Annotated in this window: 12 protein-coding genes and 1 pseudogene; 8 read left to right on the top strand and 5 right to left on the bottom strand. The window is 43.0% G+C overall.

Annotated features, from left to right (window positions below):
- Positions 1–24 precede the first annotated feature (24 nt).
- The 5 genes from D9741_RS19720 to D9741_RS23400 all read left to right on the top strand — a co-directional run bounded on the left by D9741_RS19720 (position 25) and on the right by D9741_RS23400 (position 6543).
- Positions 25–723, top strand: coding sequence for an HAD family phosphatase (locus D9741_RS19720; RefSeq protein WP_240780412.1), 699 nt, complete (start codon positions 25–27; stop codon positions 721–723).
- Positions 724–766: 43 nt separating this feature from the next.
- Entirely contained in the window at positions 767–1915 is a 1149-nt protein-coding gene (locus tag D9741_RS19715) for an MFS transporter (RefSeq protein WP_130210279.1), read from the top strand.
- Between the two features lie 451 nt (positions 1916–2366).
- Positions 2367–5072 carry an autotransporter outer membrane beta-barrel domain-containing protein gene (locus tag D9741_RS19710; RefSeq protein ID WP_130210277.1) on the top strand — a complete coding sequence of 902 codons (2706 nt, stop codon included), beginning with the start codon at positions 2367–2369 and terminating at the stop codon, positions 5070–5072.
- Positions 5073–5153: 81 nt separating this feature from the next.
- On the top strand, positions 5154–6287 hold the full coding sequence (locus tag D9741_RS19705) for a glycosyltransferase family 4 protein (protein ID WP_130210275.1): 1134 nt from the start codon (positions 5154–5156) through the stop codon (positions 6285–6287).
- Positions 6288–6375: 88 nt separating this feature from the next.
- Entirely contained in the window at positions 6376–6543 is a 168-nt protein-coding gene (locus D9741_RS23400; RefSeq protein ID WP_165383301.1) for a hypothetical protein, read from the top strand.
- A 43-nt stretch (positions 6544–6586) separates the two neighbouring features.
- Here the strand turns inward: D9741_RS23400 and D9741_RS19700 are convergent, their stop codons facing one another.
- On the bottom strand, positions 6587–6880 hold the full coding sequence (locus tag D9741_RS19700) for a type II toxin-antitoxin system YoeB family toxin (protein WP_130210273.1): 294 nt from the start codon (positions 6878–6880) through the stop codon (positions 6587–6589).
- A 349-nt stretch (positions 6881–7229) separates the two neighbouring features.
- Between D9741_RS19700 and megL the strand changes: the two genes are divergently transcribed.
- Together megL and D9741_RS19690 are read left to right on the top strand one after the other, a co-directional pair.
- Complete coding sequence (gene megL / locus D9741_RS19695) at positions 7230–8432, top strand: methionine gamma-lyase (protein ID WP_130210271.1); 1203 nt, start codon at positions 7230–7232, stop codon at positions 8430–8432.
- 74 nt (positions 8433–8506) lie between these two features.
- The gene (locus tag D9741_RS19690; RefSeq protein WP_130210269.1) at positions 8507–9805 is read left to right on the top strand and encodes an aromatic amino acid transport family protein; all 1299 of its coding nucleotides are present in this window, start codon (positions 8507–8509) and stop codon (positions 9803–9805) included.
- A 34-nt stretch (positions 9806–9839) separates the two neighbouring features.
- On the opposite strand, the gene D9741_RS19685 is transcribed toward D9741_RS19690, so the two are convergent.
- The 4 genes from D9741_RS19685 to fliD form a co-directional block, all read right to left on the bottom strand.
- Positions 9840–11054, bottom strand: a complete 1215-nt coding sequence (locus D9741_RS19685; RefSeq protein WP_130210267.1) for a sigma 54-interacting transcriptional regulator — start codon at positions 11052–11054, stop codon at positions 9840–9842.
- Positions 11055–11329: 275 nt separating this feature from the next.
- Positions 11330–11692, bottom strand: a complete 363-nt coding sequence (locus D9741_RS19680; protein ID WP_130219382.1) for a flagellar protein FliT — start codon at positions 11690–11692, stop codon at positions 11330–11332.
- Positions 11658–12065 (bottom strand): flagellar export chaperone FliS, encoded by a 408-nt coding sequence (fliS, locus tag D9741_RS19675; RefSeq protein WP_130210263.1) that lies wholly within the window; start codon positions 12063–12065, stop codon positions 11658–11660. Before fliS ends, D9741_RS19680 begins: the two co-directional genes overlap by 35 nt.
- Before the next feature lie 52 nt (positions 12066–12117).
- On the bottom strand, positions 12118–13605 hold the full coding sequence (gene fliD, locus D9741_RS19670; RefSeq protein ID WP_130210261.1) for a flagellar filament capping protein FliD: 1488 nt from the start codon (positions 13603–13605) through the stop codon (positions 12118–12120).
- Positions 13606–13893: 288 nt separating this feature from the next.
- Between fliD and D9741_RS19665 the strand changes: the two are divergent.
- Positions 13894–14073 (top strand): annotated as a pseudogene (locus D9741_RS19665) (flagellin FliC); the annotation flags it as partial.

Below are 14073 nucleotides of genomic sequence, written 5' to 3'. Positions count from 1 at the left end.
TTATTATCATTGAAGGAGAATAGAGTGAATAAAAACGGAGAAAAATTTTCAGCTGTTTTATTTGATATGGACGGAGTCCTGATTGATTCCCGGATGGTTATTGAAAATGGATGGCGTGAAGCGGCTCTGATGTATGAACGTCATCTCACCGACGAAGATATACAGAAGCATATTCACGGACATCCTGGCCCCTATACTATCCGGACATTATTTGGCGATCTCCCGGAATCCGACCAGCAAAAAGTTCAGGCACATATTATTCATGTAGAGAATACGACGGACTGTGAACTTATACCTGGCGTTGCCAGCCTCATTGCTTCTTTGGGAGAGGCCGACATTCCTGTTGGTATTGTAACCAGCGGCTGGAGGCAAAAAATTAACAGAGTCATAGAGTTACTTCATGCAGAGCCTTACATATCCGTTATTGTAGAACGTGATGATGTTACCCGTGGCAAACCTCACCCTGATCCCTATCTTCTTGCTACACAACGTCTGGGTATTCCAGCAAGTCAGGCAGTTGTCTTCGAGGATGCTAAAAGCGGCGTTGTATCAGCAGTTGCTGCGGGTTGTTATTGCGTTGGTGTAGGCGATGAGGAGCTCATGCCATTAGGCGCAAAAGTCATTATTCCTGATTTTAAAAATGTACAATTAATCAGAAACAGTGAAGATAGCTATATGCTTAAATTATGTGCTGATCACTCTGTTTTATTAAATAGTAAGTAATTCATTACAGTGATAAACAGCTAACACAGCAGGAGTAATGTTCATGGAACGGCTACAAAAATCCCGATGGGCCGTTACTGTACTATTTTTTGTCAACGGATTTATACAAGGAGGATGGGCTGTGCAGATAGCACAGCTTGCTCCTCGTTTTGGTGCCGATGATATAACCATTGGTCTACTTATTTTGACATTCGGTTTGGGGGCTTTATTTATGATGCCTCTGTCCGGTATGTTAATCTCAAGGTTTGGCTCACAAAAAGTTGTTCGATTATTTGCCGTGTTAGCATCTGTTTCGTTAATATCCGTAGGCATTGTAAAAAATATTTCTTCATTAGTATTCTTTTTATTTCTCTTAGGCGCGATGATTGGTTCGATGAATGTGGCCATGAATGCAAATGCCGTTATCCTTGAAAGAAAATTAGCTTACGCAATACTGTCAATGTGCCACTATTCATGGAGCGTTGGTTTATTTGTATCGGGTTTTACAGGTGGTTATGCAGTTAAAAACTATGGATACCTTGGTCATATTTTTATAATTTCTGGGATCGCTTTTCTTCTGGTTTTGACAGCACTTCATTTTATCACTAATGATCATCCACAAGAGAATCAGAAAAATAAATCATCATCGAGTTTACCCCGCCAGGCTAAAATCTATATTATAGGAATAATGGCTCTTCTTGGAATGATACCAGAGTGTGCGGTTGTCGACTGGTCATCACGTTATCTAATGAAAAACCTTAATGCTAATATAGAAATAGCCAGCCTTGCTTTTGCTTTTTTTGCATGCACCATGTCAATGGTTCGATTCGTTGGTGATGTGATACATGATAGTTATGGACCCGTGAAAACTCTTCGTGTATCCAGTATCCTGGCAGCAGCCGGTATGCTAACAGCAGCCCTGTCACCGTCGCCGTGGCAGGCAATTCTGGCTTTTTCTCTGGCTGGCGGTGGTATTGCCAATATTGTTCCTGTCATCTTTTCATCCGCAGGCCATCAGTCTGGAATTGCTGTAGGTACTGGAATAAGTATTGTTACAAGCATCGGTTATTTAGGTACATTAATGGCGCCAGCACCAATAGGCTTTTTTGCACAACAATTCGGTTTTCCAATGATATATATAGCAATGGCTTTTATACTTGTTATGAATGCTGTGCTTGCACCATTATTACGTAATAATAATAACAAATATTAAAAACTTTCGTTGATGATAAAGGGTTAGACTTCTCGAGGCCTTTCTGGCCATTGTTCAGGATACAGATCTTCTTCTTTAACTTTTTGAATAATCGAAAGAGACGAGTGATTTGTCCGCATTAATCACGGAAATTTCCTGGCATTGTTTATAAAAATCCTTATTTTATATCGCTAACAATTTTATTAATCGATCATTCCGTTTGTTAAACCATTTTCACTTTAACCAGTTGAAATCTTTATAATAACTATCGTTCTCTGGTCCCGAATGCGTGTTTATTTGAGTATGAAAATGTTGTTTTTTATCAATGAATGATATTTTAACCAAAAGTTCAATATTTCTTATTTACAAAATTAATGGGACGTATAGACTCTTAACCTAAACCAAATGCGTGCGCGTGGTATTGCTCTCGTCGGTTTTATTAAATGGATAAATTTCATCAGGATGAGCTATTATGGATAATAGATACAATTGTTGTTATTCAGAAGAGAGCGTTGAAAAACCTAAAATAGCGCTACAGAATGTATACTATCACGCAGGTCAAAATCCCTTTAACAAAACCCTGGTTGCAGGTGCTATCTTTCTTGCTTTTAATACCGCGCATGCCACAGATTCTTGTGATTATGTCAGTACCAGACCTGAAACTAGCTGTGTCTATGCTGATAACAAAATAAATATCCATATTCATACTGACATAAATAATCGTACTAGTACCCCAGCCTATCAATACGAAACTGATTATATGACTACGGATAAATCAGTTATCCATTTAGAGGCTGGCACAACAATTCATTCGGATGCAACGGGTATTGAGGCATTAGGACGTAGCAACACCGAAATTGAAGTGAGCACCTCTGGCAATATCTATACAGGAAACATCTCCGATGTTGATGTGCAGAAACCTCAGGCCCCCATCTCCGGGCCTTCCGGCGGTATAATCTTTGATATAACCAACGTTCGTGGAACCCAACACGCCAGTGTTTATCTGGCGGGTGCATCCGGCGGTCTATTAGCGTTGGGGGCCGTGACGCAATATTCCGATAGTCAAATTGTTAACCAGAGTGCCAGTAAAGATACAGCCGCAATATATTCTCAGGCGCTGGAATCTCGGATGACAACCTCAGGCGTTATTCGCTCTCAAGTTGGAGATGCGATTCGTTTACAGGATACCGGCCCTGAATATTCCTATAGTAGCGGCGGCTACATTATTCTCGATCCTCAGAGTGTGTTTGATGTTCACTTACAGGAAGGTAGTGTAGTTGATGGCGGCTCTGAAGGTGCGGGGATTAAAACCATCGGCGGAGCAACTTCCAGTATCACGATTGATGAAGGTGCAACGTTGGGGGCATTGTCTGATGTCGCGATTAGCACAACTGGCTATGATTATTATGATCTCAACTACACTAATAATCCGTCGGGTATTAATACATACCAATACACTGGGGCGGCTACCAGCATCACCAATGCCGGAACGATGACTGGTGTTATTCAATTAACCAGCGGTCAGGATAAGATCGTGAATGACACAACGGGCGTCTGGAATATTCGTCAGTGGTCAGATTCCGATCGGGATGGTGTCCGGGATGCGGTTGCTTCTGTGGCAACCAGTGATTTTGGTGGCGGAACGACTGAGTTAAATAACCTCGGTCAAATTATACTGACCGCGAATGCCGATGGCAGCGCAAACAGCGCGCTGTTGCAGAATTTGCCCACCTTCAAAAACCAGGGCCGTTTAATTCTCGCTAATAACGTCGTAGGTGATCGTTTTACTATCGACGGTGATTATGTGGGTAATAATGGCACTGTTGAGCTGGATACTTACCTTGGGGATGACAGTTCTCCTACAGACAGAGTCATCATTAATGGCTCAACCTCCGGACAAAGTTATCTGCTGATTAATAATTCTGGCGGAACCGGAGCTAAAACCAGTGAAGGGATCAAAGTTATTGAAGTTAACGGTGATTCCTCCGGTGAGTTTATTCAGCAAGGTCGTGTCGTTGGCGGTGCATTTGAATACTATTTGCATAAAAATAGCGTCAATAATCAGGATGGTGACTGGTATCTGCGTTCACAGCTTCCGATTGTCACGCCTGAAGATCCGGTTATACCGAACCCGGAACCTGATCCTGACCCCGAGCCTACGCCAACTCCAGAACCGAAGCCTGAACCTGAAAATATCAATCGACCCGAACCGGGGAGCTATATGTTTAACCATATGGCCGCCAATAGCCTGTTCCTGATGCGCCTTCACGATCGTATGGGGGAAACCCAATATACTGATGCCCTGACCGGTGAGCAAAAGGTGACCAGTTTGTGGCTGCGCCAAGTTGGCGGTCATAACCGTTCTCGTGATAGCAGTGGCCAGTTAAAAAATCAGGGGAATCGTTACGTTTCTCAACTAGGTGGCGATATTGCACAATGGAGTAGCAATGGTTTCGACCGTTGGCATTTGGGCGTAATGGCCGGATTCGCCAGGCAAAACAGCAATACGGAGTCAAAATATTCAGGATATAAATCCACAGGTTCTGTGGCGGGGTACAGTGCGGGATTGTATGGCACATGGTATGCCAATGAGCATGATAAAACAGGCAGTTATGTTGATGCCTGGGCTTTATATAACTGGTTTGATAATGAAGTAAAAGGTGACCAGTTGGCGACGGAAAGCTATAAATCCCGGGGTGTTACGGCATCAATTGAAGCTGGCTATACCTTCAAACTGGGGGAACGAATCTCTGACGGTGTGAAATATTATTTGCAACCTAAGGGACAACTGACCTGGATGAACGTTCGCGCCAATGACCATACTGAACATTCAAGTAGTGGTGGTTCACGTGTTTCCTTTGATGGTGATGGCAATATTCAAAGTCGTCTTGGTATTCGTACTTATGCCAACGGTCATAGTGCTATTGATAACGGTAAAGACCGTAAATTCCAGCCATTTATCGAAGCCAACTGGATCCACAATACTCATAACTTTGGTGCAACCATGAATGGCTATAAGAATAGTATTGATGGAACCAAAAATATTGGCGAAGTAAAAGTGGGACTTGAAGGCCAGTTATCTCGTCGCCTGGATCTTTGGGGTAACGTCACGCAGCAAATGGGTGACAGTGGCTATAGCGATACTCTGGTTATATTAGGAATTAAATATCGTTTCTAGTGGAGAGCCATTGTTAAATGGAAGCCTGGCGGTTTTTATTGACTGGCAGGCTATCCGTTGCATTTGATAATAGGATTTGGTATGCAACCACGAGTTTTAATTGTTACAACTGAAGCCCCGGACGTGCTGTTTAGCGGTCTTGGTTTTTTTAATGAACACTTTTGGGCGGAATTAAAACGGCGTAATTATCCTTTTAAAGTGTTGTATCTGAATAATCAAAAGACAGCACATTCTCAGTTAGCTGATTATGAGATTGCAGTAGAACCGGCCTTACCCCTCGATTCATCGCTGGAGTCGCTCAGTCTTAACGTGGCCTGGAGTACAGCGCAAAAAGTTCAGCCGATCCTCAATGAGTTCAAACCTGACATTATTTCGGTACATGAAAACTCGCCGCTATTGCCGTTCTTTTTTGAGCTAAACCGCGTTCAGTTCACGCTGCATTCCAGCTATATCGGTATGCAACACTATCTGACCCGGACACAAAAAGGAATGCAGCATTACTGGGAGCAGAGGATCGCCGTGCGGCAAAGTGGCGCGGTGGTTCTTCATAGCGATTGGGCCCATCGCTCTGTTATTCAGCATGTCTCGGCGGATATCGTCCCACCTCACCTGTTTCCAATCGGTGTGGATTTCGCAGATTATCCGGCGGATAAAATTCCCCATCCTGAAGGCAAAGTCGTGATTAGCTTTTTTGGTCGCTTTACCGATATTGTGAAGAATTTCCTGATTTTCCGTGATGCCATCAATACACTTCCACCAACCTATCGGCAGCGCATAGAAGCCCGGGTTTATGGACCTGAAAAAATCCCCGATTATATGGAAAAAGAAGGTTTTAAAGGTTTAACCTTTGTGCAAGGGGAAGAGAAAAAACGGGCGCTGGCGGAAACTGATATCGTCGTTTTCCCAAGTATGCAGGAAAGCTACGGTATTGTTGGTCTGGAAGCATTGTTGTCGAATTGCGCATTAATCGCCACGCCAGGATTAGGTATGGATAGTTATATGCAGCCGGAATATGCTTGCGAACCGACAATCGCCGCGATCCAAAAGCGAATTATTACTTATCTTTCGGATGTCGAGCAATTACGTAAAGACCAGAAGACGCAGATATTCCGTAATAGTGTTAATCGACCGGAGTTTACGTTAAGCAAGATGACTGAGTCATATATCAGCGTTTGGCAGGAATTGCATAAGACGTTACAGAAAGAACGACAGTGAGTTATTTTTATTCAAAATTCCCATAAACGCTGTTTTTCTTACAGCATAAATACTTGACCCAGACTTGATTGTGGGTCAGAGGCGGTCAATGACAAGTTGCCACGGTTACTTATCTTGTACTGTACCAAGTAAAAAACTCATTTACCTGGTACTCAACAACGATACCCTTAAATTGAGTATGTCGTTCCAGAACTGGCTGTTGATGATGATCCGTTTTATTATTGAGTTCGGTGACCACCTGAGCGATCACCTTTAACATGACGGCAGTTATACAGGTCTACCATAACACCTGTCTTTACTTACTGACGAACGTAATGGCCGCCTACGGAAAGAACTGTTATATCATTACCTCGCTTGATGAATACAACCCTATGCTCTTGATTTATCCGAAATGAATAAGTATCAGTAACACCGTGAAGTTTTTCACAATTTGCATCCGAAACAGATTTTGCCGCTGTTTTTGGATCGTGCCCATAGTCCCTGACAAGACGACGCCATTCATAATATTTTCTCATAGCGGCTTGCGGTACTTCGATATGTTTGTTTTGGCGATATCTGGTTCTTTGTTCACGATCATCAAAATTGTAATACATAAACTCTCATCTCCTTGAAAGCTGCCCATGGTGAGCAGCGCTGCTCATTACAACATTTAGCCTAACTAACTCTTCGTCGGTTAGAACAACAATTGTTTTGATTGAACGATAAGGTATTACATAGCGACATTTTAGTATCTGGAGTTTAAAGAGTGCGGAGATTTCGACAAATATTTGTATGTTGTAACTATTGTTTCCGTTAATAGTGGCAACTTTATTTCCAGACTGGAAATATTCCGAACATAAACGACAGTGTAAAAATACTAATGAATTGAATATACACGCTTATTTATCTGGCATAGCAATTGCTAAGTCATTAGCGAGTCGTTTATAAAATTAAGGAAAGAGTATGTCTAATAACCGCAATTATCGATTCGATACCAAAATTGTACACGCAGGACAACACCCGGACCCCTCTACAGGATCACTCAGCACGCCAATTTTCCAGACATCAACATTTGTCTTTGATAATGCTGAACAAGGCGCTGCACGTTTTGCACTGGAAGAACCAGGTTATATTTATACTCGCCTGGGTAACCCCACCACAGATGCCCTTGAGCAAAAAATGGCCGTCCTTGAAGACGGTGAAGCCGCGCTGGCGACCGCTTCTGGAATTTCAGCAATTACGACAGCCCTGCTGACTCTGTGTCAGCAAGGCGATCATATTGTCTCTGCCAATGCAATTTATGGTTGCACGCACGCTTTTCTTTCCCACAGCATGCCGAAATTTGGCATTACCACAAGCTTTGTCGACGCAACCAACATTGCTGAACTAAAAGCAGCAATACGGCCAGAAACGAAGGTTATTTATATCGAAACCCCAGCCAATCCAACACTGACACTGGTCGATATCGAAATGGTCGCGGGTATCGCGCATCAGCACGGCGCGCTGTTAATTGTCGATAACACCTTTATGTCGCCTTACGGTCAACAACCATTACGTCTGGGGGCGGATATTGTTGTACATAGTGTCACTAAATACATTAACGGTCACGGCGATGTAATTGGCGGTGTTATTGTTGGTAAAAAAGACTTTATCGACCAGGCGCGTTACGTTGGACTTAAGGATATTACAGGCGGATGTATGAGTCCGTTTAATGCCTGGCTGACCTTGCGTGGCGTTAAAACTCTCGGCGTCAGGATGGAACGTCACTCCAGCAACGCCATGAAAATTGCGCAGTTCCTTGAAAGCCATCCAACAATTACCCATGTCTATTATCCTGGATTACTGGCTCACCCTCAGTACGATTTATATAAGCGACAAATGACTTTACCCGGCGGTGTCATCAGTTTCGAAATAGCCGGAGGATTTGATTCTGGCAGACGGATGATTAACGCGGTCAATTTATGTTTGCTGGCGGTAAGTCTTGGGGATACCGAAACGCTGATCCAACATCCGGCATCGATGACCCACTCTCCTGTACCGCCAGAAGAACGATTAAAAGCAGGAATTACTGATGGAATGATTCGGCTTTCTGTAGGTCTGGAAGATCCTGACGATATTATTGAGGACCTTCAGCAGGCAATCGCAACAGCCATCGCCGGAAATTAATTTTTCAACAGCATATAAAATATCAACGCCTGCCCTCTGTCTTATTGGCAGAGGGATTGGGATGGAGGCACATTATGCAAATCAGCACGCAACAAGCGGATAATTATGTAAATATTTCTCACACACTCACCAATAAACTCCCCTTTACACGCTATGACTTTGGTTGGGTCTTATTATGCATTGGCATGGCAATTGGCGCAGGTACTGTTTTAATGCCGGTGCAGATCGGTTTAAAAGGGATATGGGTTTTCATTACAGCATTTATTATTGCTTACCCTGCAACTTATATTGTGCAGGATATGTATCTTAAAACACTTTCTAAAAGTGAAACCTGCAACGATTATACTGATATTATAAGCCACTACCTGGGGAAAAACTGGGGAATTTTTTTAGGTGTTATTTATTTTTTGATGATTGTCCATGGGATATTCATCTACTCTCTTTCCGTCATTTTTGACAGCGCTTCGTACATCAGGCATTTTGGTTTAACCGATAGCGACTTGTCACAATCCGTTATCTATAAGATCATTGTCTTTTCTGTTTTAGTGGCCATTGCCTCTCGTGGTGAAAAAATATTATTTAAAATTTCCGGACCAATGGTAATCATCAAAGTGGGAATTATTATTATTCTCGGTTTTATCATGATCCCTCACTGGAATTTTAATAATGTTAGTGCATTCCCGCCAATGAGTGATTTTTTTCGCGACGTTCTGCTCACCATCCCGTTTTGTTTTTTCTCAGCCGTCTTTATTCAGGTGTTGAATCCGATGAATATTGCCTATCGAAAAAGAGAAAGAGACCGGGTTATGGCCACCAGAATGGCTATCCGCACCCATCGAATCAGTTACATTGCGCTGATAACCATCATATTATTTTTTTCATTCTCATTTACTTTTTCCATCAGCCATGAAGAAGCGGTTTCCGCATTTGAGCAGAATATTTCCGCCCTGGCGCTGGCAACGCAAGTGATACCGGGAGAAATTATTCATCTTGCTTCGACAATATTAAATATATTTGCAGTTCTGACGGCTTTTTTTGGTATATATCTTGGTTTTCATGAAGCATTGAAAGGAATTGTACTCAATATTTTAAGTCGGGTAATTAATGTTGAGAAAGTCAGCCCGCAGATGCTCACAACAGGAATAGGGATTTTTATTGTTGCTACACTGGTTGTCTGGGTTTCGTTTCGTGTATCCGTCCTGGTGTTTTTCCAGCTTGGTAGTCCACTATACGGTATCGTCTCTTGTCTGATCCCTGTTTTCTTAATTTACAGTGTCAAAGCGCTAGAAAACCTGCGCGGGGTCAGAAGCTGGCTTATTTTTATCTACGGTATTTTACTCTGTCTCTCACCGCTGCTGAAACTCATCGAGTAGTATTTGGGACGCCCCCATGTTTTAGATGGGGGCATTAATAAACCATATCCTGCTGGTAGCTGCGTATTTTATTCAAAACGGTAGTATGCGAGACACCAAGCACTTTAGCGATACCACGCGCAGAGACATTATCATCTAACATCTTTTCGATAATTTTTCGTTCAGTCAAGCGAACTTGTTCTTTTAAAGGCCCTATATTCCCACTGTGCCTTTGCTGATTCTCCCGGCATAGAGAATTCATCCATTTCATTTCGTCCATTGTTACTATTCCACTGTCCGACATATGCATCAAACGGATAATAATATTCTCCAGTTCCCTGATGTTGCCCGGCCATGCGTAATGCTGCAAAAATTCCAGACTATTTTTATCAAAAACCAATGCCCGCTTAAACTCGCAACAATGCTTTTGCAGAAAATGATCAATTAATAACGTAATATCTTGTGGATGCTGGCGAAGCGGCGGGATTGTTAACGAAAGAATATTGATTCGGTAGTAGAGATCGGCACGTAACTCACGATTCAACATCATCTCTTCCAGGTTCGCATTAGTGGCTACGATAACCCGAGTATCAAAAGAAACAACCTGAGAACTGCCTATACGGCGGATACAACTATCCTGCAAAACGCGCAGTAGTTTTGCCTGCATACTTAGTGGCATTTCGCCAAACTCATCAAGAAACAGCGTTCCTTTATCCGCCATTTCAAACAATCCTTTCTTCCCTTTGCCATCGGCCCCGGTGAACGCGCCTTTCTCGTAACCAAAGAACTCGCTTTCCATCAGTTCTTCAGGGATTGTCGAACAGTTTACCGGAATAAAAGCGTGTAAACGTCGTGGCCCACAATTATGAATAGCACGCGCCAGCAACTCTTTCCCTGTTCCCGTTTCACCGCGAATCAATACGGTAAAACGACTTTCCGAAAACTTTATCGCTTTTTCTATAAGCGATTGCATTTGCGGGCTTTCACCAATCATATCAGTAAAATATTCGCTCGGTTTTACTGATCTATGAGAGGTGATTCCACTATCGGTACTAAAATGCTCAATATTAATAATGTCTGGATGATGACTTAACCGTGTCACCACACTATTGATATCCCCTGTATGACGACACATTGATTTAATAAGAATGCGTCCGGCTGTCACTTTCATTGAAATAATATTAAATTTATAAAATGAAAATTCTTTTAAAACGTCTTCTATCATTGAAATACGGTCAATGGTTTTTATATTCCAGCGTATCGTAAACACATAAGCTCCATTGCATTTTTTGAACACATCGACAGGCATTTTACTGCAAGGAGGAGGATGTTCTGCCAAAGGCATCACAGAGTTGAGGAAAATCTCAATGAAGAACAACGTTAAGGGAATATGTGTCGCGTAGCATCGGAAACTGGAAATAGGAAATATGATAGATAAACTATTGAGAATAGATGATATTGTTAATGCCCATGACTCCAATGGACATTAACCAACGCTGGTACAGCTCATTTGCTGCCCAGGGAATGCAGTATAACCAATGCTAATTAGCGTTTTACCGCGTCAAAAAACGTATACATCTGACTAACTTTTGAACCTTGATGCAAAGATGTCATATTTTGCTTGAGCGTTTCGAGCCTGATATTGACTTTACGGATCAACTCCTCTGTACCGTTCATAAGCTCACGAACCAGACTTTTGATGCGTTCACGCTCAATTTCTGACAGCGTTAATCCACTGGTGCCCGTCATTAAGTCTTCCGCTTTCGCCAGAAATATATCCAGCAGCGCTAAAAAGGCATCCCATTTTTCTTCACGCACCATCGTTAACATCGACTGGTTCATGTCGAACAAATTATCATAATGTGAAATCAAATTAACCACGTCTCCCCCGGGTTTGCTGTGGGTCAATTTCTTCCCAGGTTTCTGCAAGCCGCATTAATAGTTGATCGACATGCTTCAGTAATTCAGGGTCGTTCGTTCGGTTAGCCTGAAACAATGTCCGTGACATATACTCATAAAGTTGTTCGAGTTCGCCTGCAATATGCAGACCTTTCTCATGATCAAGCGATGCCCGCAAACCATTATCAATAATATTGATTGCTTTAGAGATCATCTCCCCGCGGCGAGGAATATTACCCTGTTCAAAATAGATAATTGCTTTCTGGATTGCGCTATGAATTCCATCAAACAGCATAGAAATAAGCTGATGTGGGGTTGCTCCTGCCAGTTTGCTCTGTAGCGAAACTTGTTTGTAGGCTTCTGCGCCCTGTGAAGTGTACATATCAGACTCCTGCGGGGCTGGCGGAGTCACGCTCCGTCAGCCTTTACTCTTATTAAATCGTTGATAAAAGAGAGGTTAATTGCGAGTTCATGCTGTTCATTTTTGACATCGCGGTATCCAGATTCTGGAACTGGATGCGATAACGCTCAACCTGAGCATCGATCAGTTTCTGGGTCTTATCAATTTGCTGCTGAACCACCTTGCTTTGTGAATCAAGGCCGTCAGTGGTGGTCTTGATAAGCCCGGTTTTATCATCGCTACCAGTACCAATATAGCTACTGATGATATTCCCCAACGTAGTCGCCATGCCTTCATTACTGCCATGACCCATAAACATATTGGCGATCTGATCCGGATCATCGGCAATCGCGTTGTCCAGCTTGTTCTCATCCAGTGTCATCTGACCGGTTGCGGCATCAATTTTGATGCCCAGATCGGCTAATGAACCATAATCAGCGCCAGAATCACCATAAACGCCGTTTACCGTAGAGCGAATTTGACTGACCATTCCGCGCAGCGTGGAATCGCCCATCAGCGCCCCGCTCTTGGAACTGGGCGTTGCGACATCATCATCACTCAGACCGGAGGTATCATTCTTGACGTACTTACTGAATACAGTTGTTGCTGACAGCAGTGCATTGTATTGCTTAACAAAATCCTGAAGGTGAGTTTTAATAGCAGACGTATCAGCCGTTAATGTCAACTGCTCAGATTGTAATTTGGTCGGATCATTTTTATCTGCTTCAGAAACGGCATTCAGGTTCAGCGTCACACCGTCAATGATGTCAGTAATGTTGTTACTGGAACGAGTAAAATCAGTACCATCAACAGACAATTTGGCATCTTTAGCATCCGAAACCGAAATCATCTTGTCAGCTGCACCGGGATCGCCCGCAACACCATTTGGATGCTGACCGCCTGCTGACGTGTCCAAGATGTCCGCAAGATTCTGATCGCCGTCGACCTTAACGCTCATTTCACCGTCGCTGCCGGTTGTTTTAGAACTCAGAACCAGTTGATAACCTTTGCCTGTAGACTGAACGCTGGCACTAACATCACCATTTTGCTTGTTGATAGCCTTGGCGATGCTGTTTAACGACGTTTCATCGTCTTTAAGTTCAACTTCGGTGGTTTTTCCGTCTTTTTGCGTGATGGTGATCTTTCTGGTGCCGCTGCCAGTTGTACTCCCCAGGGTGGTGTCAGCACTGGTCTGGAGTTCCGTTTTCAGTTTATGGGCAGATGCCAGTTGTTCCACAGTAATTTCATGAGTATCCGCCAGCGCACCCGTGCTCGCCGTCGCAGTAAAGGCTTTGTTGCTACTCACTTTCAGGGTATTGAATGCATCACCACCTAATGATTTCACCGATTTTTGCAGCGTAGACAATAGGCTGGAGATAGATCCCCAGGCTGAAATCTTCAATTTATAGCTATTCTGAAGACTGGTATAGGGCGTCAGGCGCTGCTGTTCGCTGGCTTTAAGTTGCTCCAGCATTGATGCGGTATCGATCCCTGAACCGATTCCCAGTGATGATATACCCATGTTGTTTCTCCTGAGGGGTTGTGATTTTTAAGAATCTCTTCCCTATATCGGCATAAAAACAGACTGGATAAATATTTAACTTTTTTTCAACAATCCGAAGAATGAAATTATTCGCTTTCTTTAATTTGTCCTCTTACATTTCCGCCCTATTTTTACTTTTTTTATCTCATTCGCTTTAGCCACTTTATTTCCACGCCGATATCTGTGGTATGCGGAGTTACAACGCATATTCAGTTTAAATTCTATTCCGGGCGGATCGCACCGTCACGTTTTAATTGAGGATATATCATGTCACAGGTCATTAATACCAACGCACTGAGCCTAGTTGCACAGAACAACCTGAACAAATCTCAGTCCACTCTCGGCACTGCGATCCAACGCCTGTCTTCTGGTCTGCGTATTAACAGCGCAAAAGACGATGCTGCTGGCCAGGCTATCAGCAACCGCTTCACCGCCAGCATCTCTGGT

Source organism: Escherichia sp. E14V7 (assembly GCF_004212225.1).
Lineage (GTDB): Bacteria > Pseudomonadota > Gammaproteobacteria > Enterobacterales > Enterobacteriaceae > Escherichia.
This window is presented reverse-complemented; position numbering and strand designations above follow the sequence as displayed.